Source organism: Yersinia entomophaga (assembly GCF_001656035.1).
GTDB classification, from domain to species: domain Bacteria; phylum Pseudomonadota; class Gammaproteobacteria; order Enterobacterales; family Enterobacteriaceae; genus Yersinia; species Yersinia entomophaga.
Genome location: NZ_CP010029.1, coordinates 3,937,499 through 3,960,939 on the forward strand (window position 1 = coordinate 3,937,499; position 23,441 = coordinate 3,960,939).

The window sequence follows — 23,441 nt, forward strand, 5'->3', positions numbered from 1 at the left end:
ATTTATATCACCTGGAACCTGTCTTTTACATAAACGCCTCGCTAATGACTATCAGGCGTTTATGACGGGATATTCATTATCATTAGCTAGCCTAAGCGTTATTTTTGCTAAAAATAAAATGATAAAACCGAATGCAGCGTTGAATTTTCAACTGGCGATATCTCCCTGTGGCTTAAAAATTATGCGTGGAGCGAGGCGAAGCCCATCGCCTTATCAGAGAAATAACCGCCTAATTGCTGCTTTGTTCCGTCCATCACCCCAGAAAAATTTTGTCATGCTAGCGGCAATTATTTTTCCTTTAATTTTTTATTCTTAACAGGAACGCCCAAGCTGAACAGGGACACTGACTGTGGCTGAAGATAGCGATCTGGAAAAGAGCGAGGAACCCACAGCCCATAAGCTGGAGAAGGCTCGCGAAAAAGGCCAGATTCCTCGCTCGCGCGAACTGACCTCGATGCTGATGCTCGGGGCCGGTTTGTCGATCCTGTGGGTTTTTGGCGAATCCATCGGGCGGCAACTGGCGGCGATGATCGCGCAGGGATTACAGTTTGACCACAGCGTGATTGGTGATGAAAAGCATATGCTGCGACAGATTGGCATGCTGCTGATGCAAACCGTGACGGCGCTGTTACCGGTATTTATTGGATTGGTATTGGTCGCGCTGTCGGTTCCGATGTTATTGGGCGGCATCTCATTTAGCGCCGAATCCTTTAAGTTCGATTTAAAACGTATGAATCCGCTTTCCGGCTTGAAGCGCATGTTTTCTTCGCAAGTGCTGGCCGAACTGCTGAAAGCGATTCTTAAAGCCACGTTAGTCGGTTGGGTCACCGGCATGTTTTTGTGGCACTACTGGCCTGACATGCTGCGGCTGATAGCGGCTCCGCCCCTTGCCGCACTGGGTGATGCCCTGCGTTTGATTTTGTTCTGCGGTTTTATCGTGGTGTTGGGCTTAACGCCTATGGTGAGTTTTGATGTGTTTTATCAAATTATGAGTCATATCAAAAAGCTCCGCATGACCAAGCAGGAAATACGCGACGAATTCAAGGATCAGGAAGGGGATCCGCACGTTAAAGGACGTATTCGCCAGCAGCAGCGCGCAATGGCCCGTCGCCGCATGATGGCCGATGTACCGCAGGCGGATGTGATTGTTACCAACCCGACGCACTATGCGGTGGCCTTGCAGTATAACGAGAACAAGATGAGTGCGCCGAGAGTGTTAGCCAAAGGTGCAGGAGAAATAGCGTTACGAATTCGTGAGTTAGGTGCTGAACACCGCATCCCGATGTTAGAGGCGCCGCCGCTGGCTCGTGCTCTGTATCGTCATAGTGAGATCGGTCAGCATATCCCGGCCACCCTGTACGCGGCGGTGGCAGAGGTTCTTGCCTGGGTTTATCAGCTTAAACGCTGGAAGCTGGAAGGTGGGCTGATTCCTAAAAAACCTGAAAATCTACCGGTGCCGGATGCACTGGATTTTGCTGGAGAGAGTGAGACTAATGGCTAACTTGGCCGCCCTGCTTCGTTTACCGGGCAATTTTAAAGACACGCAGTGGCAGATACTTGCCGGTCCAATTCTGATTTTGATGATTTTGTCGATGATGGTTTTGCCATTGCCGCCGTTCATTCTGGACCTGCTGTTTACCTTCAATATTGCGTTGTCCATCATGGTATTGCTGGTTGCGATGTTTACTCAGCGCACGCTGGAGTTTGCCGCTTTCCCAACTATCCTGCTGTTTTCTACCTTATTACGCTTATCCCTTAACGTTGCCTCGACCCGAATCATCTTGATGGATGGTCATACCGGTGCGGCGGCGGCGGGGCGGGTGGTAGAAGCTTTCGGCCACTTCCTGGTGGGCGGTAACTTTGCCATCGGTATCGTCGTGTTTATCATTCTGGTGGTGATTAACTTTATGGTTATCACCAAGGGTGCAGGACGTATTGCCGAAGTAGGCGCGCGCTTTGTACTGGACGGAATGCCCGGTAAGCAGATGGCTATCGATGCCGATCTTAACGCCGGTTTGATTGGCGAAGAGGAAGCAAAAAAACGACGTTCTGAAGTTACCCAGGAAGCCGATTTCTACGGTTCAATGGACGGTGCCAGTAAGTTCGTTCGCGGTGATGCCGTAGCCGGTTTGCTGATCATGGTGATTAACGTGATCGGCGGTTTGTTGGTTGGGGTGATGCAGCATGATATGGCCGTGGGCCACGCCGCAGAAACCTATACCTTGCTAACCATCGGTGACGGTCTGGTTGCGCAGATTCCTGCCTTGGTTATCTCTACTGCTGCCGGTGTTATCGTCACCCGCGTGAGTACCGATCAGGACGTGGGCCAGCAAATGGTCACCCAACTGTTCAATAACCCGCGCGTGATGGTGCTGAGCGCCAGCGTTCTGGGGTTACTGGGCATGGTGCCGGGAATGCCGAACTTTGTCTTCCTGTTGTTCACCGCGGCTTTACTGGCTTTGGCCTGGCGTTTAAAGGGCAAACAGACCAGTCAGCCTGCGGTGGCAGAACAGCCCGTGGTGCAGGATCAGCAGCAGGCTGCCGAAGCGACTTGGTCAGATGTACAACTGGAGGATCCGCTGGGCATGGAAGTGGGTTATCGCCTGATTCCTATGGTGGATTTCCAGCAAAACGGCGAATTATTGGGGCGAATCCGCAGTATTCGTAAGAAATTTGCGCAGGAAATGGGCTATCTGCCGCCGGTGGTGCATATTCGGGATAATCTCGAATTGCCACCTGCCAGCTACCGTATTCTGATGAAAGGGGTGGAGATCGGCAGCGGCGAAGCCCATCCGGGGCGCTGGCTGGCTATTAACCCTGGCAATGCCGTGGGAACATTACCCGGTGAAGCGACACAGGATCCAGCCTTTGGGCTGGCTGCGGTCTGGATTGAGAGTGCTTTGCGTGAGCAGGCGCAGATTCAGGGCTTTACCGTGGTTGAGGCCAGCACCGTGGTGGCGACTCACTTAAACCATTTGATCAGTCAATATGCTAGCGAATTATTCGGTCGTCAGGAAACGCAGCAGTTGCTGGAGCGTGTGTCGCAGGAAATGCCTAAGCTGACGGAAGATTTCATTCCGGGTGTGGTGTCTCTGACAATTTTCCACAAAGTGTTGCAGAATTTGTTGTCCGAGCGGGTGTCTATTCGCGATATGCGAACCATTATTGAAACGCTGGCGGAACATGCGCCGAACCAAACCGATCCGTACGAGCTGACGGCGGTAGTGCGCGTGGCGCTGGGTCGTTCGATTGCACAGCAGTGGTTCCCTGGTACCGGAGAAATTCAGGTTATCGGTCTGGATGCGGCGTTGGAGCGTTTGTTGTTGCAAGCCTTGCAAGGTGGTGGCGGTTTGGAACCGGGTCTGGCGGATCGTTTGCTGGATCAGTCGAAACAGGCATTGCAGCGTCAGGAAATGTTGGGCGCACCGCCGGTATTGCTGGTTAACCACGCGTTGCGTGCGTTGCTGGCTCGCTTCCTGCGTCGCAGTCTGCCGCAAATGGTGGTGCTGTCCAATCTGGAGATTGGCGACAATCGTCAAATTCGCATGACATCCACCATTGGAGCCGCCTAATGAAGTTTCATGCTTTGGTTTTAGCCGCGTTAGCGTCAGTGTCGTGGGGCGCTTACAGTGCTTCCGGCAGTTGGGTTGCCGATGATATTGGTGTGACGCAGAATTTACGTGGCGTGCCGACTTCATCGCCGGTATTGCGTCCGACCACGCCTTATGTCACCGCGGAGCATCGCATTGTGTCGGTTAGCTGGCGGATACAGTTGCTTTCCGCCGCTCCCAATGGTCTGCAAATGAAGCTTTGTTCCCCCTCTCGTTGTATTGATTTGAACGGCGGTAGCGGTTCCAGCCGGGGTCTGGCGGGTGAGTCTGCAACCAGTCCGTTGACTTTTGTCTATCTGATTCAAGGGCAGGGGCGAGTGAATCCGCCGTTACAGGTGATGAGTAACCAGGTGATAGTGAATTATCAATAGAATTCCCTTTTTAAGGTAAACAGATTCAGATTGCCAATATCTTTCAATTGAGCCGCTTTTCAGTGGCTCTAAATTGAGGATATTTACCCTTTTCTATCAGATTCACCTTAGAGTAATAAAAGATAAATATAAAACTGGAGCCGATTTTTAAAGCCTCGTCGTTCGGCTTTTCCCTCGCTTTCTTATTGTGTTTTCCCATCTAAGTCAGACGAAGATTAAGTTCGGATCTGGTTTCGAAAGCCCGGTAGCTCACTGTTTCCTCCCTCGTGCACTCTTCGTCCGGTGAGCCAGCGCTAGATTCAGCAGCGGGCGCATCCTGACCCTACGGCTCAAAGCGCTTTAAACAACTGCCGGCTGTTCACTCTGGTTCTTATCCCGGCTTGGCCTACTTCCCGATTGCGCCTTGTTAAAATTAAAACCATTTTTCTTATGAGTCATAATTTGTCTTTCGCCGTTGATATGGCTTTTGACCTTGAGCTTGACCTTTCAGAGCGCATTTGAGTTGTCGAATGAAGAATGCAGGCAGGACGCGAAGCATGGGCGCCGCGCTTGAACAGGCGCGAATCGCGGCGTTCCGTCAACCGAAATTTGATCCGGCACCCAATTTTCATCAGGCTTGTGATGTTGACCAGAAGCGTTATCTGAAACCTTCAGCAATAACAATCAATAGATGAGTGAGAGTCAGATGGGTAAGTTACCTTGCGGTAGATGTAACGACCCGGAAGGAACACAGTACAAGAAAAATATTAATTTTATGAAGAATAATAACGTGAAAAACCAGAGGAAATTAGAAAGGAAAAAATTCACCTTTAACGGTGATGCGTGACGAACGCCACCACCGTCAGATAATCAGCTCAAAAATCAACCGCAGGTTGAAGTTTAAACGCCGATTTTACGCCCCAGCAGGCTAGCGCCGCGGGACTGACCATCGGGGCCATACAGAGACTGACCGTGGCGCGTATTCAATACCGCCAGCGCCTCATCATTGTGCGCGATGTGCTGATTCAGCAAAAAACCGTTGTGCAAATTGGTATAACGCATCTTTTCGGCTTTTTTCAGGATTCGCTCCCAGCGCTCTGTCAGCGCAGGAACTTGCTGATAAGGGGCTTTGATTTTGGCCGCTGTTTCTGCCGCCAGACGGTTTTGATCCAGATAATCCAGAGTCGCTAATAACGAACTTTTTTGCTCGGTTATCCCTTGCAGAACCACGCCGTGAATTCGCCCGTCGCACAGTAATCGCTGCTCTTCAGCAATAACCACGGACAGGGTATCTAAACATTCCAGCTGTTGATCCAGATTGGTCTGTAATCTTTCCACCGCCACTTATCCTTACACAATTAACTATTTTTAAGATAATCCGCAGCGTCTTTTAACAGGGCATCGGCAATTTTACCGGTGTCCATGGTCAGTTGGCCGGAGCGAATAGCCTGTTTCAAACTTTCTACACGTTCTACATTAATATCCTGGCTGCCCGGTTGCATCAGCTTGGCTTGCGCGTCGCTGAGTTTAACCTGCGTGCCGCTAACTTGCGCTTTAGCCTGGGTAGACTTACGCATTTGCTGCGCTGCCTCGCTGGTTTCGCGCGGTTGTACCGGGCTGACCGGCACCAGTGGCTGTGTGCGATCGATGCTCATGGTGTTACTCCCTTCATGGCGGGATTTAGATTAGTGACCCGCAAACTGGTGGCGGGATTTACGCTAATTCACCCGCGAATAACTGCTTGTTAATGGTTATCGGCAACGATGATAAAAACTTTAATCACTATAACATAATGCGAATAACGCCATCGTCACCCAAGGTGCCACTGACGATTTGACCCGACGCCATACGCACCCGAACGTTATCCTGAAGGGCGGCGTTGTTCATCGCCTTGCCTTCGCTATTGATATTAAAGCCTTCTCCCTGCGCGACAACCTGAACCGCCTGACCGGCCTTGATCACCCATGAGCGCCTGAGCATGGCCTTGGTCAGCGGTTGTCCGGCATTAATATGGCGTAAACTGATCGTACCCTTAGCAAAACGTGCCTCGTTTAACGCGCCTTGCGGCAAGGTGTCCAACCGTCCTTCCTTATAAGCCATGTCTTTTTCTGCCAGCTTCTCACCGGCAGTGATCTGGCGGCTGGCCACCAGATATTTCCCCGTGACCTGCACCTGCGTCTGCATAAAACGCCGTTGCTGACCACAGCGCACCGACAAACTGACGTTACCCCATGGGCGCGCGTTGGCCGGTAGCGAGATTTCGGGATTTTCACACTGCGGCCATTGAGCCTGTGGCGTTTTTATTTTCACTTCAACCTGCCGGGTATCCGAGGGGAATTGGCTGTGAAAGAACTGGTCAATCTGTTCGGCCAGATCCGTTGCCTGCGCTGTTCCTACACACAGCCACGCCAAGCCTAACCCGATGACACCGCCTGCTTTCATGGAATCCCCTACGTCTTGAGGCCGATTTAATGGCCCGATAGATTGACTGCTTCCCCACTAGTGTACCTGTAGCTGAAAAGGGTTAAGGGGATAAATAGCGACGCATTTTGCCCTTATTCAAACGATAGGCTTTCCCTAACGCCGTTTATGCTGTCGACTCCAAATTCTAACCTCGCGGGGGGGCTATGCTCGACAAACTGGACGGTGCTCTGCGCTTTCAACAAGAGGCGCTAAATCTTCGCGCTCAGCGGCAGGAAATTTTGTCTGCCAATATTGCCAACGCCGATACGCCGGGCTTTCAGGCTCGCGATATCGATTTCTCCAGCCAACTGCAAAAAGTGATGGAGCAAGGGCGTGTTAACGGCAGCGGGATGTCACTCAGTTTGACCGCAGCCCGTCATATTCCGGCTCAAAATATTCAGCCGCCGGATCTGGATCTGCTATTCCGGGTTCCAGACCAACCCTCGATGGACGGCAACACGGTAGATATGGACCGTGAACGTACCAATTTCGCCGATAATAGTCTGAAATATCAAACCGATCTGACCATTCTTGGCAGCCAGATCAAAGGGATGATGTCAGTGTTACAACAAGGATAAGGCGTATGTCTTTACTGAATATATTTGATATCGCCGGTTCTGCGTTGTCTGCGCAATCCCAGCGGATGAACGTGAGCGCCAGTAACATGGCCAACGCCGACAGCGTAACCGGGCCGGATGGCCAGCCTTATCGCGCAAAGCAGGTAGTGTTTCAGGTTGCCAATCAAGGCGCTCAGGAAACCGGCGGCGTTCGTGTCGCACAGATCGTAGAAGACACGGCTCCGGATCGTTTGGTGTATCAGCCGGGTAATCCACTGGCGGATGCCAAAGGCTATGTGCGTATGCCGAACGTGGATGTGGTGGGTGAGATGGTGAACACCATTTCCGCTTCCCGAAGCTATCAGGCCAACGTGGAAGTGCTGAATACCACTAAATCCATGATGCTCAAAACGCTGACTTTGGGCCAATAATCGGAGCCGACAATGGCAATTAATACCTCAATGAATGACAGCTTGGACAACACTATTCCCAATACCGCTGCCAAGCTTCAGCAAAAACAGACTCTCGGCGGTGCTGGTAGCAGCGAAGAGATGCAAAACAGCTTTCTGACGCTGCTGGTTGCCCAGTTGAAAAACCAGGACCCAACTAATCCTCTACAAAACAATGAATTGACCACTCAGCTGGCGCAAATCAGTACGGTACAAGGTATTGAGAAACTGAATACGACCTTGGGTTCGATTTCAGGTCAGATTGATAACGGTCAATCGTTACAGGCTAGTGCGCTCATTGGCCACGGCGTGATGGTGCCGGGCAACAGTATTCTGGCCGGTTCGAAGGACGACATCGTGAGTACGACGCCGTTCGGTATGGAACTGGTGCGCGGAGCCGACAAAGTGACCGCCACTATCAGCGATACCAACGGTAACGTGGTCAAAACTATTGAATTCCCTGGTGGTTTAGAGGCAGGCGTTCATGTCTTTACTTGGGATGGCAAGCTGGAAGACGGCAGCAACGCACCGGATGGCGCCTACAGCGTCAGTATCGCCGCCAGCAGCGGTGTGGAGTCACTGAACCCAACGGCGCTGAGCTTTGGCGTGGTGAACGGTGTCACCAAGGGCGCTCAGGGTACCAAGCTGGATCTCGGCCCGCGTGGCACCGTGACGATGGATGAAGTTCGCCAGATTCTGTAAGTCCGCTGCTTCGTGCACGGAAGGCATTTTGATAAAGCAGTGGGCCAGACAAGAGTTTGGTTCTCTCATTTACCCGGCGTTTTGATGTTGTATCAACGCCTTGAATCCTAACGGAGAGTAACATGGGTTTTTCTCAAGCAGTCAGCGGTTTAAACGCAGCGTCTAGTAATCTGGATGTGATCGGTAACAACATTGCCAACTCGGCTACCTCTGGTTTTAAAGCAGGTTCCGTATCTTTCGCCGATATGTTTGCCGGTTCTCAAACCGGTATGGGCGTAAAAGTTGCCGGTATCACTCAGGACTTCAACGACGGTACCCCAACCACCACTAACCGTCGTTTGGATCTGGCTATCAGCCAAAGCGGTTTCTTCCGTATGCAAGACAGCAGCGGCGGTATTTTCTACGCGCGTAACGGCCAGTTCAAACTGGATGAAAACCGTAACATCGTTAACCAGCAAGGCTTGCACCTGACCGGCTATCCTGCCACAGGTACACCGCCAACGGTTCAGCAGGGTGCTCAGCCGATTCCGCTGACGATTCCACAGGGCATGATCAGCGCGAAAGCGACCACTTCCGGCAACATGGTCGCTAACCTGAATTCATCTCACAAGCCAATCACCGAAACTTTTGATCCGGCTAAGCCTGATACTTATAGCTTCGTCAACAATATCACCACCTTCGATAGTCTGGGTAACAGCCACGATGTCAGCGTGTTCTTTGTGAAAACCAAAGACAACACCTGGGACGTGTACACCCAAGACACCAGCGTGGCCGGTTCTAAAGCCGACAAGCAAGGCACCATGAACTTCGATACCAACGGTCTGCTCACCGGCACGACCGATGGGGCAGGTGCTCCAAGCGCAACGCCATTCACTCTGAATGTGCCAATGTCCGCATTGAATGGTGCGCCAGCGCAGACGTTTACACTGAATCTGGCCGGTGCCAAGCAGCAGAATACCGGTACTGACAGCATCTCAGCCCAGAACCAAACCGGCTATGCGGCAGGTGAGTTTACTGGCTTCCAGATCGAAAAAGACGGTTCCGTGATCGGTACTTACTCTAACCAACAGAAACAGCTGCTGGGCCAGATCGTACTGACTAACTTTGCTAACCCAGAAGGCTTGTCTTCACAGGGCGATAACGTTTGGAAAGAAACTGCGGCTTCCGGTAACGCGATTCTGGGTACGGCAGGCGGTGGTGGTTTCGGTACGCTGACCAGCGGTGCGTTGGAATCTTCCAACGTGGATCTGAGTAAAGAACTGGTAAATATGATCGTTGCCCAGCGCAACTACCAGTCCAACGCCCAGACCATCAAAACCCAGGATCAGATCTTACAAACTCTGGTCAACCTGCGCTAATCGCGCTAACGGGATAGCAGCATGGATCACGCAATATATACCGCGATGGGTGCCGCCCGGCAGACGCTGGAGCAGCAGGCCGTTACCGCGAACAATCTGGCAAATGCTTCAACGCCGGGCTTCCGCGCGCAGTTATCTGCGTTGCGAGCAGTACCGATTGACGGGCCGAGCATGGCGACGCGTACTTTGGTGGCGGCATCGACGCCCGGTGCGGATATGAGTCAGGGGCCAATGAACTACAGCGGTCGCCCGCTGGACGTGGCGCTGCAGCAAGACGGTTTTATGGCCGTGCAGTTGCCAGACGGCACCGAAGGTTATACCCGCAACGGTAACATTCAGGTTTCTGCCGACGGTCAGATGACGGTGCAGGGTTATCCGCTGATGGGGGATAACGGCCCGATTGACGTCCCGCCGCAGGCGGAAGTCACGATCGCGGCTGACGGCACCATCTCGGCGTTGAACGCGGGCGATCCGCCAAACACCATTGCTCAGATTGGCCGGTTAAAACTGGTTCAGGCGCAGGGCAGTGAGCTGACGCGCGGCGATGACGGTTTGTTCCATCTGACGCCGGCTACGCAACAGCAACGTGGTGCTACGTTGCCGAACGATCCGCTGGTCAAAGTGATGCCTGGCGTGATTGAAGGCAGCAACGTCAAACCGGTGGAAACTATGGTGGATATGATCGCCAACGCCCGCCGTTTTGAAATGCAGATGAAAGTCATTCACAGCGTGGATGAGAACGAACAGCGCGCTAACCAGCTGTTAGCTATGAGTTAAGCGCCCAGGCGCAGAGGAGTACACTGATGATCCGCTCATTATGGATTGCCAAAACCGGTTTAGATGCCCAGCAAACCAACATGGACGTTATTGCCAACAACCTGGCAAACGTTAGCACCAATGGCTTTAAGCGTCAGCGCGCCGTGTTTGAAGATTTGCTGTATCAAACCATGCGTCAGCCGGGGGCTCAATCTTCGGAACAGACTACCTTGCCGTCCGGCCTGCAAATTGGTACGGGTGTTCGTCCGGTGGCCACCGAGCGCCTACACAGCCAGGGGAACCTGTCCAAGACTGATAACAGTAAAGATATCGCCATCAAAGGGCAGGGGTTCTTCCAGGTGCAATTGCCTGACGGCACCAATGCCTATACCCGTGACGGTTCATTCCAGATGGATCAGAACGGTCAACTGGTAACCGCCGGTGGTTTTCAGGTGCAGCCTGCCATCACGATTCCTGCCAATGCCTTGAGCATCACGGTAGGGCGTGACGGTATCGTTAGCGTGACTCAGCAGGGGCAAACCGCCGCTCAGCAGGTCGGGCAACTGACGTTGACTACCTTTATCAACGACACCGGTCTGGAAAGCGTAGGCGAAAACCTGTATCAGGAAACCGCCAGCTCCGGCGCACCGAATGAAAGTACGCCGGGCCTGAACGGCGCAGGCTTGCTGTATCAGGGCTATGTTGAAACCTCTAACGTCAACGTGGCGGAAGAGTTGGTCAACATGATCCAGACCCAGCGCGCCTATGAAATCAACAGTAAAGCGGTAACAACTTCTGATCAGATGCTTCAAAAACTGACTCAGATCTAAGATAGCTTTCGGGGGGCTGGATTGCCCCCTGACTGCGTTAGGCCGATTGGAATTTTGGGGTTCAAGGCAGCTTACCCCTTTGGTTACAGGTAATAAAAACAGAGATGGATACTTCGCCGTTCAGAAAATTAAGTGGATTGAGATGGGTCTGTGCGCCAACAATGGCGGTGCTGCTGCTCAATGGCTGTGCGTATATTCCGCATAAACCACTGGTGGATGGCACCACCTCTGCGCAACCCGCGCCAGCGAGTGCGCCCTTGCCGAATGGCTCAATATTTCAGGCTGTTCAGCCGATGAACTATGGCTATCAGCCGCTATTTGAAGACCGTCGCCCGCGCAATATCGGCGACACGCTAACCATTACCTTGCAGGAAAACGTCAGCGCCAGCAAAAGCTCTTCTGCCAACGCCAGCCGTAACGGTGCCAGCAAATTTGGCGTAGCCACTGCGCCGCGCTATCTGGAAGGTTTACTGGGCAACGCCCGTGCCGATCTGGATATTTCCGGCGATAGCACCTTTGGCGGCAAAGGTGGAGCCAATGCCAATAACACCTTTAACGGCACTATTACCGTGACCGTGGATCGGGTTCTGGCCAACGGTAACCTGCATGTCGTGGGGGAGAAGCAGATTGCAATCAACCAGGGAACCGAGTTTATTCGTTTCTCCGGGGTCGTCAATCCGCGCACCATCAGCGGCAGCAACACCGTTACCTCAACTCAGGTGGCGGACGCACGTATCGAATACGTGGGTAATGGCTATATCAATGAAGCGCAAACCATGGGCTGGTTGCAGCGGTTCTTCCTTAATGTTTCGCCGTTCTAAGAGGCCGATTAATGCGTAAACAATCTCTCATCCCGCTTTTTGCCGCACTGTTGTCATTGGTGTGGCTGCCGGCATCGGCAGAGCGAATTCGTGATTTGGTTACCGTTCAGGGCGTGCGGGATAACGCCCTGATTGGCTACGGGCTGGTCGTGGGGCTGGATGGCTCCGGTGACCAGACCATGCAGACTCCCTTTACCACTCAAAGCCTGAGCAACATGTTGTCCCAGTTAGGGATTACTGTGCCGCCGGGCACCAATATGCAGCTGAAAAACGTGGCGGCGGTGATGGTTACCGCTAAATTGCCTGCGTTTTCTCGCACTGGGCAAACCATCGATGTGGTGGTTTCTTCCATGGGTAACGCCAAAAGTATTCGCGGTGGGACTTTGCTGATGACTCCGCTGAAAGGCGTGGATAATCAGGTTTATGCGTTGGCGCAGGGCAACGTTCTGGTCGGAGGCGCAGGGGCGTCTTCAGGCGGCAGCAGCGTAACCGTTAACCAGTTGACCGGTGGACGAATCAGCAATGGCGCGACCATAGAACGAGAATTACCGACTACCTTTGGCAGCAGCGGCGTGCTTAACCTTCAGTTAAATAACGAAGATTTTACGCTGGCGCAGCAGATAAGCGATGCGATAAACCGTTCGCGTGGCTTCGGTTCTGCCACCGCGATTGACGCCCGTACCATTCAGGTTCTGGTGCCAAGCGGTAGCAGCTCACAGGTGCGTTTCCTGGCCGATATTCAGAATATTCCAGTTAATGTCGATCCGGGCGATGCCAAGGTCATTATCAATTCCCGCACCGGCTCGGTGGTGATGAACCGTAACGTTGTGCTGGATTCTTGTGCGGTGGCGCAGGGCAATCTGTCGGTTGTGGTGGATAAACAAAATACCGTAAGCCAGCCGGATACGCCGTTCGGCGGCGGTCAGACCGTTGTCACGCCAAATACCCAGATATCCGTACGTCAGGAAGGGGGCGCGCTGCAAAAAGTGAATGCCAGCCCGAATCTGAACAACGTTATTCGCGCGCTGAATTCTCTGGGCGCAACGCCAATCGACCTGATGTCTATTTTGCAGGCGATGGAAAGCGCCGGCTGTCTGCGGGCTAAACTGGAAATTATTTGATGAGCGATTTGATGGCCATGTCCGGGGCGGCATACGACGCCCAATCCCTGAACGCCTTAAAGCGTGATGTGGCAAAAGATCCGCAGGGCAACCTAAAACAGGTGGCTCAGCAGGTCGAAGGGATGTTTGTGCAAATGATGCTGAAAAGTATGCGTTCCGCCATGCCGGAAGACGGCCCGCTGAGCAGCGACCAAACCCGGCTCTATACCTCTATGTATGACCAGCAGATTGCGCAGGAAATGTCGGTGAAAGGTCTCGGCCTGGCCGATATGATGGTGAAGCAACTTTCCGGTAGCCAGTCGCCAAGTGAAACGGCCGGTACTGTGCCGATGGCGCTGGATAAAGAAGTCATGCAAACCCTGCCGGCGCAGGCGCTGGCGCAGATGATGCGTCGGGCAATTCCCACGCCGCCGCCGGAAGGTACCAGCCCGCTGTCGCTCAATAACAATAACTTTGTTTCGCGTTTGTCGATCCCGGCCAAAATGGCCAGCCAACAGAGTGGCATTCCTCATCAACTGATTGTGGCTCAGGCGGCGCTGGAATCAGGCTGGGGGCGCCGCGAGATCCCGACGGCGGAAGGCAAATCCAGCTACAACCTGTTTGGTATTAAAGCAGGCAGCAATTGGGAAGGGCCGGTTAGTGAAATCACAACCACTGAGTACGAGCAAGGCGTGGCGAAGAAAACCAAGGCCAGCTTCCGCGTTTACGGTTCTTACGTCGAAGCGATTAGCGACTACGTCAAATTGCTGACCAAAAATCCTCGCTATGCGGAAGTGGCGGCGGCGAATACGCCGGAGCAGGCGGCACATGCCTTGCAGCGAGCGGGTTACGCAACCGATCCACAATACGCGCAGAAATTGGTGGGCGTTATTCAGCAAATGAAGAGCGCTGGGAATCAGGCGGTCAAAGCCTATACCCATGATTTAAGTCAAATTTTCTAACGGCAGGCAGCAAACTGACGGCGTAAAACCCCGACCGCCCTGTGATTTATCCCCGGGCGGTTTTTTTTAGCAGGAATATCGCCGTAATCCATCGGGAAAAATGGGTATTTTTTGCCAAATTTACTCAAGTTATCCGATCTTTGGCCGATAAATATTACAGGCTGCGCGGGGACTTGTACCCCTCAGACAGTAACCCTATTCATCACCGCAGGTGACACAAACTACCGATCGCCTGCCGTAAAAGGATTTCTTTATGTCCAACAATCTGATTAATACCGCGATGAGTGGTCTGAGTGCGGCGCAATACGCCCTGAGCACCGTGGGTAATAATATTACCAACTTCCAGGTCGCCGGGTATAACCGCCAGAACGCTATTTTTGCGCAAGCGGGCGGCACCTTGTCTCCAGCGGGTTTCCTCGGTAATGGTGTTAACGTGACCGGCGTAAATCGTGAGTACAACTCCTTTATTAATAATCAGTTACGCTCAGCCCAAACTCAAAGCGCCGGTCTGACAACTTATTACAATCAGATCTCGCAGATTGATAACCTGTTGGCGGATAAAAATAACAGCCTGTCCGTTACCATGCAGGATTTTTTCAGCAATCTAAAAGGTCTGGAAACGCTTCCTAATGACGACGCGACGCGTAAAACCGTGTTGGGTAAAGCCGAAGGTTTGGTAAACCAATTCAAGAATGCGGATAAATATCTGCAAGACATGAATAACGGTGTTAACCAGAAAATTAGCGACAGCGTTAACCAGATTAATAACTATTCTGAGCAGATCGCCAAACTTAACGACCAGATCACCCGTTTACGCGGCAGCAGCGGCAGCGAGCCAAATGCTTTGCTCGATCAGCGCGATCAGTTGGTTAGCGAGCTGAACACCATTATTCCTGTCACCGTAACCCAGCAAGACGGCGACGCTTATAACGTGTCCTTCGCCGGTGGTTTATCGCTGGTACAGGGGTCGAATTCTTATAATATGCGTGCAATTCCTTCTAGCGCAGACGGTACTCGTATGACCATCGGTTATGACCGCGGTCTGGGCGGTGTGGCTGAGCTGGACGAATCCCGCATTACATCCGGTTCTTTGGGCGGTACGCTGAAATTCCGCAGTGAAGCACTGGATAGCGCTCGCAACCAATTAGGGCAGTTGGCGTTGGTGATGGCCGACAGCTTTAACCAGCAGCACGAAAAAGGCTTTGATATCAACGGCGATCCAGGAGAGAAGTTCTTCAACTTTGCTCAGCCAAACAGCGTCAGCAATGCCAAAAACACCGGCACCGGCCATCTGGATGTGAGCTACAGCAACACTAGCGAAGTGCAGGCCAGTGATTACAGCATGGAATTCGACGGCACCAACTGGCAGGTTACGCGTCTATCAGATAACAGTAAAATCGCGCCTAAAACCGAAGCTGACGGCAGTCTGAGCTTTGATGGCCTGAATGTTTCTGTCGGCGCAGGCGTAGCGGCGAACGATAAGTTCACCATCAAACCGGTGGCTAATACCATTTCTAACCTGGATGTGGCAATCAAGGATTCCTCCAAAATTGCTGCTGCGGGCGCGGATCCAACCGGTGTAGACGGTGGGAAAGGCGATAATAACAACGCCAAGGCGTTACTGGATCTGCAAAACAAACAATTGGTCAACGGCAAAGCGACGTTGTCCGGTGCTTACGCCGGTTTAGTCAGTAACGTGGGTAACCAAACCAGTACGGCGAAAGTGAACAGTACCGCGCAGTTCAATATCGTGAAGCAGCTTGATGAGCAGCAGCAGTCCATTTCCGGGGTAAACCTGGATGAAGAGTACGGCAATCTTCAGCGTTTCCAGCAATATTACCTGGCCAATGCGCAGGTTATCCAAGTGGCTTCGACTCTGTTTAATTCCTTGCTGGAAATTCGTTAAACCGAACCCTGCGGGGATAAATACTCAATCACTGTTCTGCGATACGGCTCGCAGAACAGACGCTAAAAGGAACTGACATCGTGCGCCTTAGTACCAGCATGCTGTATCAGCAAAATATGCGCGGCATCACTGATGCCCAATCTCTGTGGTTGCAGTCTGGCCAACAGATTTCTACCGGCAAACGAGTGATTAACCCATCGGATGATCCCATGGCAGCCTCACAGGTGATCATGCTGTCTCAGGCTCAGTCTGAGAATGCGCAATTTGCCTTAGGCCGCAGCTATGCGCGCCAGACTTCATCTTTGGAAACCAACTTTTTGGCGCAGTCAACCAGCACCGTGCAGCAAATGCAAGCATTGGTGATCAGTGCCAGTAAAGACTCCCTGAGTGATGATGACCGAGCTTCTTACGCGACTCAGTTGCAGGGCCTGAAGGATCAATTGTTAAATCAGGCTAACTCCACGGATGGCAACGGCAACTACATGTTTGGCGGTTTCAAGAATGACAAACCTCCTTTCGTTGCCGATCCGGTGACCGGCGCGGTAACCTATAACGGTGGTGATGAGCCTAAGACTCAACAGGTTGATTCTTTCCGTAACATGACCGTAGGCCACACGGGGTCCAGCGTGTTTATGAGTCTGACCGCCAATGCGCGTCCGGAGCCAACGGATCCGGCTACCGGCACGACGCCAGCGTCAGAAAGCAATATTTTCAATACCATCGATACCGTATTGAACGCGCTGAAAATGCCAATGAATGGCGCATCGGAAGCAGATAAAAAAGCTCTCCGCGGATGCGATGGATAAAGGGATTCGCGGGTTAGACAACTCGTTGAATAATATCCTGTCCGTTCAGGCCGAAATTGGTACCCAATTGCAGGAATTGGACAGTCTGGATAGCCTGGGCGACGACCGTACTCTGATAAACAAACAACAGCTTAGCGATTTACAGGATGTAGATTGGAACGCCGCGATTTCATCCTACGTTATGCAACAAGCCGCATTACAGGCTTCGTATAAAGCTTTCAGCGATATGCAAGGCATGTCCCTGTTCCAGCTTAACCGTTAATACCCTGCGTTCTTACCCGCTGACCAGCTCGGCGGGTCCCCTTTTAAGTGTACTTAAACCGGGTGCACTTTTCGGTATGTCATCTTTTCCCACTAAGGTTTGGGATGGCATACCACCTTTTTATTCGTCCCCCCATCTTTAGCCTCGTTTCAAGTTAACTTCCAACCCTAAAGCATCGCTATAACAATCCGTTATGGCAGAGTGATTATTGCTATTGCTGCAAGTAATTAGTGACGTGAAATGATGGGGCTCAGAGAAAGAGGGCGCTAGCTTCAGGCCATCCCGCCAACAACACCGGCCAGACGATCGAAGAACTCACCGAACAGATGCTCGCAGTAGGGAGCAAGACTCGGCATTAACAAGCCCAGAACCAGCATACCTATGGTTAAAGTGAGGGGGAAACCGATCACGAATACCGAAAGCTGCGGCGTCATGCGGTTTAACATCCCCAGTGCCATGTTTAGCGTGAGCAGAATAGTGATCATGGGTAACGCGAGCATAAGTCCACTGATAAAGATCAGAGAACCGATCTCGGTTAAGGCGCGGAACCCGCCGCCGTTTAGGGGCGCAAACTGAATGGGCAGCGTGTGGAAGCTGTCGGACAACATAGAAATCAGCCATAAATGGCCGTTGAGGGACAAAAAGAGCAGCATTGCGATTAGATTCAGCAATCGCGCCAGCACGGGCATATTGGGGCCACCGGAGGGATCGAAGAAGGTAGCGAAAGACAGCCCCATTTGTAACCCGATGATTTCCCCCGCTAAACGAATGGCTGCAAAGGCGAACTGCATGGTCAGGCCAATAGCGACGCCGATGATCACTTGCTGAATGGCGACCCAAATAGCGCCGACGGAAAAAATGGGAATATCAATGACCGGCAGGGACGGTGCAATCAGAAAGGTAATCATTACCCCAAGGCCGACTTTGACCTTACGGTTGATCGATTTTTCATTCAGAACCGGCGCGGTGCTGATCAGCGCCAATACACGAACCAGCGGCCAAAAATATTGGCTGACTAAATGGCTAAGCTGGCTGGTATCAAAAGAAAGCATGTTTAGCCGATCAGCGTAGGCAAGCTGGTGAAAAGATTACGCATGTAATCCAGAATCAAATTCAGCATCCATGGCCCGGCGATAACCAAAGTGGCGAAGACTGCCAGAATTTTAGGAATGAAAGACAGGGTCATTTCGTTAATCTGCGTGGCGGCCTGTAGCAGGCTGACCAACAGACCGCTGACCAACGCCGCCAGCAATAGCGGCGCGGCCAGTGCCAGGGCGATTTTCATCGCTTCAGTGCCAAGCGCCATTACCGATTCAGGAGTCATAGCCTACCTTTGTATAAAATGAGCTGGATGAGATAATTTCAGGCTAACTGTAGAAACTTTGCGCCAGTGAACCTAGCAGCAATTGCCAGCCGTCCACCAGAACAAACAACATCAGCTTAAAGGGGAGCGAGATCGTCGCCGGCGGCACCATCATCATACCGAGGGCCATTAATACGCTAGCGACCACCAAATCGATAATCAGGAACGGAATAAATACGGTAAAACCGATCTGGAAGGCGGTTTTCAGCTCGCTGGTGACGTAGGCCGGAAGCAAAATACGCATTGGCACCGCTTCTGGGCCTTCAAACGCAGGCAGATTGGCTAAACGGGCGTACAGCGCCAAATCGGTTTCCCGGGTTTGTCGCAGCATAAATTCCCGCAGCGGCTGTGAGCCTTTATCTATGGCGATGTCCATGGTGATCTTATCCTGGCTAAACGGCAGATAAGCATCCTGATAAACTTTGTCGAACACCGGTGACATGATAAAGAAGGTCAAAAACAGCGCCAGACCTAACAAAACCTGATTCGGCGGTGCCGATGGCGTGCCGAGGGCGTTACGTAACAAACCCAGCACGATAATGATTCGGGTAAAACTGGTCATCATCAGCAACGCCGCCGGTAAGAAGCTCAGCGAAGTGATCAGGACTAAGGTTTGTACCGGTAGTGACCAGCTTTGCCCGCCGTTGGCGAGAGGCTGGCTGATAATACCGGGTAATTGCGCAAACACCGCCGGTGAGAACAACAGGGCGGTGAAAGTGAATAGGGGGGTAAGCAGACGGCGCATCCGCACCGTTAAGGCAAAAGTGGCCTTGAATTCAGGGCGCTGAGACGTCATGCCGATTTTTCCGGGTGTTTCAGGATTTTTTGCAGTAGCTGACGAAAATCAGCCGGTTTAGTGGTATCTGGCTCGACGGTAGGGTCTACCGGAGGGCGTTCCATCGTGTGCAACTGAGTGACCTGCTGTGAAGTGACGCCCAGCACTAACCAGGTGTTATCTACTTCCACAATGACTACGCGCTCGCGCTGGCCAACCTGACAGCTAGCGCGCACATTCAGCAATTTGTTATTGCGCGCCTGCGGAGCAAAGCCCAGCCGTTTTACCAGCCAGGCACCGCACAGAATCAGTAAAATAACGCCGCCGAGAACGCTGCCAACCTGCGTTAATACCGCACCAGCCGGAAGGGCAGGTGCCGCGGGAACGGCTGTTTGGCTACTCACTCCAGGGTGAGAATTGGCGAAACCGGTGACCGGCGTTTGTGCTTCACTCATTAGCGGCTTAAACGGCGCATACGCTCAGATGGCGTAATGATGTCGGTAATACGTACGCCGTATTTATCCGCAACCACTACCACTTCACCTTGCGCTATCAGGTAACCGTTAATCAGGATATCCAGCGGCTCACCAGCCAGACCATCCAGAGAAACCACTGAACCTTGCGATAGGCGCAGCAATTCTTTGATGGTCATTTTGGTGCGGCCCAGCTCTACGGACAGTTTTACCGGAATATCAAGAATCAGATCGATTTCCTGCAAATTGCCAAGTGCGTCCGGTGCCTCCAGCGATTTGAATACGCCTTCAGTTGTTGCCGTTGGTTTTTCTGTCGCTTGCTGCTCGTTAAACGCATCAGCCCACAGATCATCCACGGATTCCTTTCCATCGCCAGACGGCAGCTTAGGGTCACTCATTGGGCTGTTCCTCATTTAGAGCATTCAAAATAGGGTTAATCAGATGTTCAACACGAAGGGCGTATTGCCCGTTCAGAGTACCGTACTGGCTGGTTAGCACCGGTACGCCATCAACGTGGGCGATCAGCCGGTCTGGCTTATCTATCGGCAATACATCGCCCGGTTTCAGTTTTAAAATCTGAGACAAACGCAGCGAGATCTCGGCAAAATTGGCCACCAGCTCCAGCTCGGAGTGTTGAACCTGTTTTACCAACGTTTCGCGCCAGTGGGTGTCTTCCTGACGTGAGTTTTCCAGCGGCGGATTGGTCAATAGCTCGCGCAGCGGTTCGATCATGGCGAAAGGAATACAGATATTGAATTCGCCGCTTAGCGCGCCGATTTCCACGTGGAATGGCGTGGTGACCACGATGTCGTTCGGCGAGGTAGTGATGTTGGTAAATTTCACCTGAATCTCGGAACGGACATATTCCACGTCGATCTTGTAAATGGCGGCCCAGGCGTCGCGGTAGGCGTCCAGCGCCAAACGCAGCATGCGGGTAATCACCCGTTGTTCAGTATGGGTAAATTCGCGGCCTTCCACTTTAGTCGGGAAACGGCCATCCCCGCCGAACAGGTTATCGACGGCGATAAACACCAAACTTGGCTCAAACACAAATAGGGCAGTGCCGCGCAGCGGTTTGAGATGTACCAGGTTCAGGTTGGTTGGCACCGGCAGGTTACGGGCAAATTCATGGTAAGGCTGGATTTTAATCGGGCCTACCGTGATGTCCGGGCTACGACGGAGCAGGTTGAACAACCCCATGCGGAACTGACGGGCAAAACGCTCGTTAATGATCTCCAGCGCGTGCAGACGCTCACGCACCACGCGGCGCTGGGTTGTCGGATCGTAAGGCTTAACGTCACTGTCACTGCCGACTATGGCAACCGGCTCATCGTTTCCGCTGTCGCCGTTTAACAGTGCGTCAATCTCTGCTTGTGAAAGTATGCTGTCGCCCATAATGATTATCGCAGTATGAATGCGGTAAACAGCACGTCGCTGATTACCTGATTAGGTTGACCTTTAACCATTGGCGGGCTGAGGACGGTTTTGATTTGCGCCATTAACCGCTGTTTGCCTTCTTCGTTCGCCAGGCTTTCGGCAGTCTGGCGAGACAGCAACAACAGCAGACGGCTGCGAACTTCCGGTAAATAGTCGTTCAGCGCGCGACGGGTATTCTCGTCTGGCAGGCGCAGAGTCAAACCGATGTACAGCACGCGATCCAGGTTGTTGTCCGGCGTGATCAGATTAACGGTAAAGGTATCAAGCGGCATAAAGACCGGAGCCACAGGGACAGGTTTAACGTTCGCAGGCTTGCTGTTGTGCAGTACCCACCAGCTATAGCCGCCGCCCGCAGCAGAAGCCACGGCAATCAGTACTAGCAGAATCACCCAGATTGAACTTTTACGCTTGGCCGGGATGGTGTTATCAGACATGGGGAAGACAAATTCCTGTTTCGTGTATCTGCATAATAACGCGGGTATGACTCGTTGACGGATGTCGCCACCTTGGCAACTTCTGACAACCTACCCGCGTTAAACGAATAATGGTGATGATTATCCCGCGTATCACCGCCGGCAATAGGCAGAATAGGTGGGAAAAAACGGCCTACCTCGCCCGTTTGTTCAATTTTAGGCGAAAATATCAACACCGCCGTTGCCGGATGCTAAAGATTGCAGTGCGGCTGGCGTCACCAACGGTGTCAGAGAATCAGCCGATTCAGCGTTTTCGCCGTAAGCAGGCTGGCCATTAGCCGCATAGTTTTGCTGATTTTGTTGATGCTGCTGTTGCTGAGCCTGCTGCCACTGAGACGATCCTTCGCTACTGACACTGCTCTGGCCCAATTGAATCCCACTTTCAGCTAAAGCATGACGCAGCCCCGGCAGAGCGGCTTCTAGCGCGGCGCGAACCTGACCGTGAGCTGAGGCGAAGTGCAGCTGCGCCTGATTATCTTCGATCTTCAGACTGATTTGCAGCGCGCCCAATTCCTGCGGATGCAAACGCAGTTCGGCATTTTGCTGGCCGTTGCGGCTAAACATTAATACCTGCTGGCCTAACGCCTGCTGCCATTCCTGACTGCCCAACTGAGCGCTCAAATGGCCGGCAACCGGGGCGGAAGCAAGGCCGCCGGTAGGCGCAGCCATGATTGGGCTGGAGACCGGCGGTAATGAAGGGGTGATAGCGCTGGTTAACAAGGCTTTCTCGCCGCTATTGACTGCTTCTGTCGGGGCGATTAACGCACTCAGCGCAGCGGTTTTATTGGCGGCGATGGCGCTGTTGTCCTGTGTCTGACCGGTAGGGCGGTTCTGACGCAGTTCTACCTTTTCGGTTTTGGTTTTTACCTCGGCCAATAGGTTATTCGCGGGGTTACCACCCTCTTTTTTACCGTTACTCAAAGTGGTACTCAACAGCGCGCCCAGCTCTTTATCCTGACCGGTTAAGCCCAGCAGACTGCCCAGCGCTTCGCCTTTACCTGCGGGGCTACTTTTGGAGCCAGCATTCAGATTATCCTGTGCGGTCAGCCCTGATTTCAGGCTGTTACCGCTTGCCAGTGTAGTCGCTACCTGATGGGGCAACATCGCCAGCAAAGTATGTAATGGGTTCAGGTCGGGTTTATCGCGCTGAATTTCCAGTTTTTGATCGTCTTCTGGCGTTGTTTTCTTGCCATGAGACTCGCCTGTCTGACCTGCGGCCGTTAATCCTGCCGGCAGGGTCGCGGTGATATCACCCAATGCGGCCAGCAACTGGTTAAGCTTGCTACTGCCTTGGCTGGTTTTATCCCCTTCGACATCGGCAATGTTACCGGTGACGGCGGCTAAAGAAGATTTCAGCGCTTTGGCATCGGCGGCATCCAGCTTCTGAGCCAATTGGCTCAATTGGCCGCCTAGCAGCTCGGCAAAATCCGCCGGTAAACCCGCATCGCTGAATAACGCAGCGATAGAAGAAGACGCTGCACCCTCAGTTTCGGTTGGTGTCGCAACACCGGGCAGTACAGACAGATTCATGAATTCAGGCTCCTTTGTGAGCTGCGCTGGGCAAACTCATCCATCAATTTTTGATCCATACGGTTTTCATGGTGACGCTGGGTGGTTTCCGCCCGTTCCTGCAAGGTTTCGAACGCGTTGAGGCGTTGCTGTTTCTCTTGCCAGTGCTTGACGGCTAAATCGACGCGCTGATTCCATTGCAATAGCTGCTGCCGGTGCTGATCGATTGCCAATTCCAACGTCTGAATAAACTGCTGATAATTCTGCCAGGTTGAGGAGGCCATCCCGTCGGATAAGGTATCGTTCAGCTTGACCCGATATTCATCCTGATAGTTGAGCAACATATTCAATTGCTGCTCGGCTTGCAGGTACGATTGACGCACCTGTCCCAACTGTGTACTGGCCTTTTCGACGGCCTTCTGCGCCAAGTCGCGCAGGGTAACGAGAGGTGATTGACTTTTCATCGTATTCCTCATCT

At 52.5% G+C, this 23,441-nt stretch carries 26 protein-coding genes and 1 pseudogene; 15 read left to right on the forward strand and 12 right to left on the reverse strand.

All coding sequences use genetic code 11. The annotated features are described in order from the left end of the window. Positions 1-61: 61 nt before the first annotated feature. From PL78_RS20375 to PL78_RS17625, 4 genes are read left to right on the forward strand one after another with little or no spacing between them, the layout of a single operon-like run. The gene (locus PL78_RS20375) at positions 62-316 is read left to right on the forward strand and encodes a hypothetical protein (protein WP_128821883.1); all 255 of its coding nucleotides are present in this window, start codon (positions 62-64) and stop codon (positions 314-316) included. A gap of 33 nt (positions 317-349) precedes the next feature. Next, positions 350-1,501, forward strand: a complete 1,152-nt coding sequence (gene flhB, locus PL78_RS17615; RefSeq protein ID WP_064517619.1) for a flagellar biosynthesis protein FlhB — start codon at positions 350-352, stop codon at positions 1,499-1,501. Then, the gene (gene flhA / locus PL78_RS17620) at positions 1,494-3,572 is read left to right on the forward strand and encodes a flagellar biosynthesis protein FlhA (RefSeq protein WP_064517621.1); all 2,079 of its coding nucleotides are present in this window, start codon (positions 1,494-1,496) and stop codon (positions 3,570-3,572) included. The genes flhB and flhA overlap by 8 nt, the downstream gene beginning before the upstream one ends. Beyond that, entirely contained in the window at positions 3,572-3,982 is a 411-nt protein-coding gene (locus tag PL78_RS17625; protein WP_064517623.1) for a flagellar protein FlhE, read from the forward strand. Before flhA ends, PL78_RS17625 begins: the two co-directional genes overlap by 1 nt. A gap of 879 nt (positions 3,983-4,861) precedes the next feature. Here PL78_RS17625 and PL78_RS17630 read toward each other — a convergent pair. The 3 genes from PL78_RS17630 to flgA form a co-directional block, all read right to left on the reverse strand. Then, positions 4,862-5,305: a flagella synthesis protein FlgN gene (locus PL78_RS17630; protein ID WP_064517625.1), complete on the reverse strand. Its 444-nt coding sequence runs from the start codon at positions 5,303-5,305 to the stop codon at positions 4,862-4,864. Between the two features lie 14 nt (positions 5,306-5,319). After that, on the reverse strand, positions 5,320-5,616 hold the full coding sequence (gene flgM / locus PL78_RS17635; protein ID WP_064517627.1) for a flagellar biosynthesis anti-sigma factor FlgM: 297 nt from the start codon (positions 5,614-5,616) through the stop codon (positions 5,320-5,322). Between the two features lie 127 nt (positions 5,617-5,743). Beyond that, positions 5,744-6,403 (reverse strand): flagellar basal body P-ring formation chaperone FlgA, encoded by a 660-nt coding sequence (gene flgA, locus PL78_RS17640; RefSeq protein ID WP_064517629.1) that lies wholly within the window; start codon positions 6,401-6,403, stop codon positions 5,744-5,746. A 185-nt stretch (positions 6,404-6,588) separates the two neighbouring features. Here flgA and flgB point away from each other — a divergent pair, with 185 nt between their 5' ends. The 11 genes and pseudogenes from flgB to flgL all read left to right on the forward strand — a co-directional run bounded on the left by flgB (position 6,589) and on the right by flgL (position 16,933). Further along, positions 6,589-7,002, forward strand: a complete 414-nt coding sequence (gene flgB / locus PL78_RS17645; RefSeq protein ID WP_049597502.1) for a flagellar basal body rod protein FlgB — start codon at positions 6,589-6,591, stop codon at positions 7,000-7,002. A gap of 5 nt (positions 7,003-7,007) precedes the next feature. Then, on the forward strand, positions 7,008-7,412 hold the full coding sequence (gene flgC / locus PL78_RS17650; RefSeq protein ID WP_049597503.1) for a flagellar basal body rod protein FlgC: 405 nt from the start codon (positions 7,008-7,010) through the stop codon (positions 7,410-7,412). Between the two features lie 12 nt (positions 7,413-7,424). Beyond that, positions 7,425-8,132: a flagellar hook assembly protein FlgD gene (gene flgD, locus PL78_RS17655; protein ID WP_064517631.1), complete on the forward strand. Its 708-nt coding sequence runs from the start codon at positions 7,425-7,427 to the stop codon at positions 8,130-8,132. A 122-nt stretch (positions 8,133-8,254) separates the two neighbouring features. Beyond that, positions 8,255-9,490, forward strand: coding sequence for a flagellar hook protein FlgE (gene flgE, locus PL78_RS17660; protein WP_064517634.1), 1,236 nt, complete (start codon positions 8,255-8,257; stop codon positions 9,488-9,490). 21 nt (positions 9,491-9,511) lie between these two features. Beyond that, positions 9,512-10,267 (forward strand): flagellar basal body rod protein FlgF, encoded by a 756-nt coding sequence (locus PL78_RS17665; protein WP_049597506.1) that lies wholly within the window; start codon positions 9,512-9,514, stop codon positions 10,265-10,267. 26 nt (positions 10,268-10,293) lie between these two features. Then, positions 10,294-11,076: a flagellar basal-body rod protein FlgG gene (flgG, locus tag PL78_RS17670; RefSeq protein WP_049597507.1), complete on the forward strand. Its 783-nt coding sequence runs from the start codon at positions 10,294-10,296 to the stop codon at positions 11,074-11,076. 104 nt (positions 11,077-11,180) lie between these two features. Then, the gene (gene flgH / locus PL78_RS17675) at positions 11,181-11,897 is read left to right on the forward strand and encodes a flagellar basal body L-ring protein FlgH (protein ID WP_049597508.1); all 717 of its coding nucleotides are present in this window, start codon (positions 11,181-11,183) and stop codon (positions 11,895-11,897) included. 11 nt (positions 11,898-11,908) lie between these two features. Beyond that, positions 11,909-13,018, forward strand: coding sequence for a flagellar basal body P-ring protein FlgI (locus PL78_RS17680; protein ID WP_064517636.1), 1,110 nt, complete (start codon positions 11,909-11,911; stop codon positions 13,016-13,018). Further along, positions 13,018-13,959, forward strand: a complete 942-nt coding sequence (gene flgJ / locus PL78_RS17685; protein WP_064517638.1) for a flagellar assembly peptidoglycan hydrolase FlgJ — start codon at positions 13,018-13,020, stop codon at positions 13,957-13,959. The genes PL78_RS17680 and flgJ overlap by 1 nt, the downstream gene beginning before the upstream one ends. Before the next feature lie 253 nt (positions 13,960-14,212). Then, complete coding sequence (gene flgK / locus PL78_RS17690) at positions 14,213-15,865, forward strand: flagellar hook-associated protein FlgK (RefSeq protein WP_064517640.1); 1,653 nt, start codon at positions 14,213-14,215, stop codon at positions 15,863-15,865. Between the two features lie 80 nt (positions 15,866-15,945). Beyond that, positions 15,946-16,933: pseudogene (gene flgL / locus PL78_RS17695) on the forward strand (flagellar hook-associated protein FlgL). Between the two features lie 272 nt (positions 16,934-17,205). On the opposite strand, the gene fliR reads toward flgL, so the two are convergent. From fliR to fliJ, 9 genes are all read right to left on the reverse strand, one after another. After that, on the reverse strand, positions 17,206-17,985 hold the full coding sequence (gene fliR / locus PL78_RS17700; protein ID WP_064517642.1) for a flagellar biosynthetic protein FliR: 780 nt from the start codon (positions 17,983-17,985) through the stop codon (positions 17,206-17,208). A gap of 2 nt (positions 17,986-17,987) precedes the next feature. Continuing rightward, entirely contained in the window at positions 17,988-18,257 is a 270-nt protein-coding gene (fliQ, locus tag PL78_RS17705) for a flagellar biosynthesis protein FliQ (protein ID WP_049597514.1), read from the reverse strand. Positions 18,258-18,300: 43 nt separating this feature from the next. Then, a complete protein-coding gene (fliP, locus tag PL78_RS17710) occupies positions 18,301-19,041 on the reverse strand; it encodes a flagellar type III secretion system pore protein FliP (protein WP_064518546.1) in 741 nt (246 codons plus the stop codon). 47 nt (positions 19,042-19,088) lie between these two features. Further along, positions 19,089-19,526, reverse strand: coding sequence for a flagellar biosynthetic protein FliO (fliO, locus tag PL78_RS17715; protein ID WP_064517644.1), 438 nt, complete (start codon positions 19,524-19,526; stop codon positions 19,089-19,091). Next, positions 19,526-19,942, reverse strand: coding sequence for a flagellar motor switch protein FliN (gene fliN, locus PL78_RS17720; protein ID WP_049597516.1), 417 nt, complete (start codon positions 19,940-19,942; stop codon positions 19,526-19,528). Before fliN ends, fliO begins: the two co-directional genes overlap by 1 nt. After that, entirely contained in the window at positions 19,935-20,939 is a 1,005-nt protein-coding gene (fliM, locus tag PL78_RS17725) for a flagellar motor switch protein FliM (RefSeq protein ID WP_049597517.1), read from the reverse strand. The genes fliN and fliM overlap by 8 nt, the downstream gene beginning before the upstream one ends. A gap of 5 nt (positions 20,940-20,944) precedes the next feature. Then, positions 20,945-21,415 (reverse strand): flagellar basal body-associated protein FliL, encoded by a 471-nt coding sequence (gene fliL, locus PL78_RS17730; protein ID WP_064517646.1) that lies wholly within the window; start codon positions 21,413-21,415, stop codon positions 20,945-20,947. Positions 21,416-21,610: 195 nt separating this feature from the next. Continuing rightward, positions 21,611-22,984 carry a flagellar hook-length control protein FliK gene (locus tag PL78_RS17735; RefSeq protein ID WP_064517648.1) on the reverse strand — a complete coding sequence of 458 codons (1,374 nt, stop codon included), beginning with the start codon at positions 22,982-22,984 and terminating at the stop codon, positions 21,611-21,613. Further along, positions 22,981-23,427 (reverse strand): flagellar export protein FliJ, encoded by a 447-nt coding sequence (gene fliJ, locus PL78_RS17740; RefSeq protein ID WP_064517650.1) that lies wholly within the window; start codon positions 23,425-23,427, stop codon positions 22,981-22,983. Before fliJ ends, PL78_RS17735 begins: the two co-directional genes overlap by 4 nt. Between the last annotated feature and the right edge of the window lie 14 nt (positions 23,428-23,441).

Excerpts from the sequence above, each read along its gene's own strand:
- PL78_RS20375 (WP_128821883.1), top strand. The coding sequence starts at position 62 with ATGACGGGATATTCATTATCATTAGCTAGCCTAAGCGTTATTTTTGCT.
- flhA (WP_064517621.1), top strand. The coding sequence starts at position 1,494 with ATGGCTAACTTGGCCGCCCTGCTTCGTTTACCGGGCAATTTTAAAGAC.
- PL78_RS17625 (WP_064517623.1), top strand. The coding sequence starts at position 3,572 with ATGAAGTTTCATGCTTTGGTTTTAGCCGCGTTAGCGTCAGTGTCGTGG.
- flgM (WP_064517627.1), bottom strand. The coding sequence starts at position 5,616 with ATGAGCATCGATCGCACACAGCCACTGGTGCCGGTCAGCCCGGTACAA.
- flgA (WP_064517629.1), bottom strand. The coding sequence starts at position 6,403 with ATGAAAGCAGGCGGTGTCATCGGGTTAGGCTTGGCGTGGCTGTGTGTA.
- flgB (WP_049597502.1), top strand. The coding sequence starts at position 6,589 with ATGCTCGACAAACTGGACGGTGCTCTGCGCTTTCAACAAGAGGCGCTA.
- flgC (WP_049597503.1), top strand. The coding sequence starts at position 7,008 with ATGTCTTTACTGAATATATTTGATATCGCCGGTTCTGCGTTGTCTGCG.
- flgD (WP_064517631.1), top strand. The coding sequence starts at position 7,425 with ATGGCAATTAATACCTCAATGAATGACAGCTTGGACAACACTATTCCC.
- flgE (WP_064517634.1), top strand. The coding sequence starts at position 8,255 with ATGGGTTTTTCTCAAGCAGTCAGCGGTTTAAACGCAGCGTCTAGTAAT.
- PL78_RS17665 (WP_049597506.1), top strand. The coding sequence starts at position 9,512 with ATGGATCACGCAATATATACCGCGATGGGTGCCGCCCGGCAGACGCTG.
- flgG (WP_049597507.1), top strand. The coding sequence starts at position 10,294 with ATGATCCGCTCATTATGGATTGCCAAAACCGGTTTAGATGCCCAGCAA.
- flgH (WP_049597508.1), top strand. The coding sequence starts at position 11,181 with ATGGATACTTCGCCGTTCAGAAAATTAAGTGGATTGAGATGGGTCTGT.
- PL78_RS17680 (WP_064517636.1), top strand. The coding sequence starts at position 11,909 with ATGCGTAAACAATCTCTCATCCCGCTTTTTGCCGCACTGTTGTCATTG.
- flgJ (WP_064517638.1), top strand. The coding sequence starts at position 13,018 with ATGAGCGATTTGATGGCCATGTCCGGGGCGGCATACGACGCCCAATCC.
- flgK (WP_064517640.1), top strand. The coding sequence starts at position 14,213 with ATGTCCAACAATCTGATTAATACCGCGATGAGTGGTCTGAGTGCGGCG.
- fliR (WP_064517642.1), bottom strand. The coding sequence starts at position 17,985 with ATGCTTTCTTTTGATACCAGCCAGCTTAGCCATTTAGTCAGCCAATAT.
- fliQ (WP_049597514.1), bottom strand. The coding sequence starts at position 18,257 with ATGACTCCTGAATCGGTAATGGCGCTTGGCACTGAAGCGATGAAAATC.
- fliP (WP_064518546.1), bottom strand. The coding sequence starts at position 19,041 with ATGCGCCGTCTGCTTACCCCCCTATTCACTTTCACCGCCCTGTTGTTC.
- fliO (WP_064517644.1), bottom strand. The coding sequence starts at position 19,526 with ATGAGTGAAGCACAAACGCCGGTCACCGGTTTCGCCAATTCTCACCCT.
- fliN (WP_049597516.1), bottom strand. The coding sequence starts at position 19,942 with ATGAGTGACCCTAAGCTGCCGTCTGGCGATGGAAAGGAATCCGTGGAT.
- fliM (WP_049597517.1), bottom strand. The coding sequence starts at position 20,939 with ATGGGCGACAGCATACTTTCACAAGCAGAGATTGACGCACTGTTAAAC.
- fliL (WP_064517646.1), bottom strand. The coding sequence starts at position 21,415 with ATGTCTGATAACACCATCCCGGCCAAGCGTAAAAGTTCAATCTGGGTG.
- PL78_RS17735 (WP_064517648.1), bottom strand. The coding sequence starts at position 22,984 with ATGAATCTGTCTGTACTGCCCGGTGTTGCGACACCAACCGAAACTGAG.
- fliJ (WP_064517650.1), bottom strand. The coding sequence starts at position 23,427 with ATGAAAAGTCAATCACCTCTCGTTACCCTGCGCGACTTGGCGCAGAAG.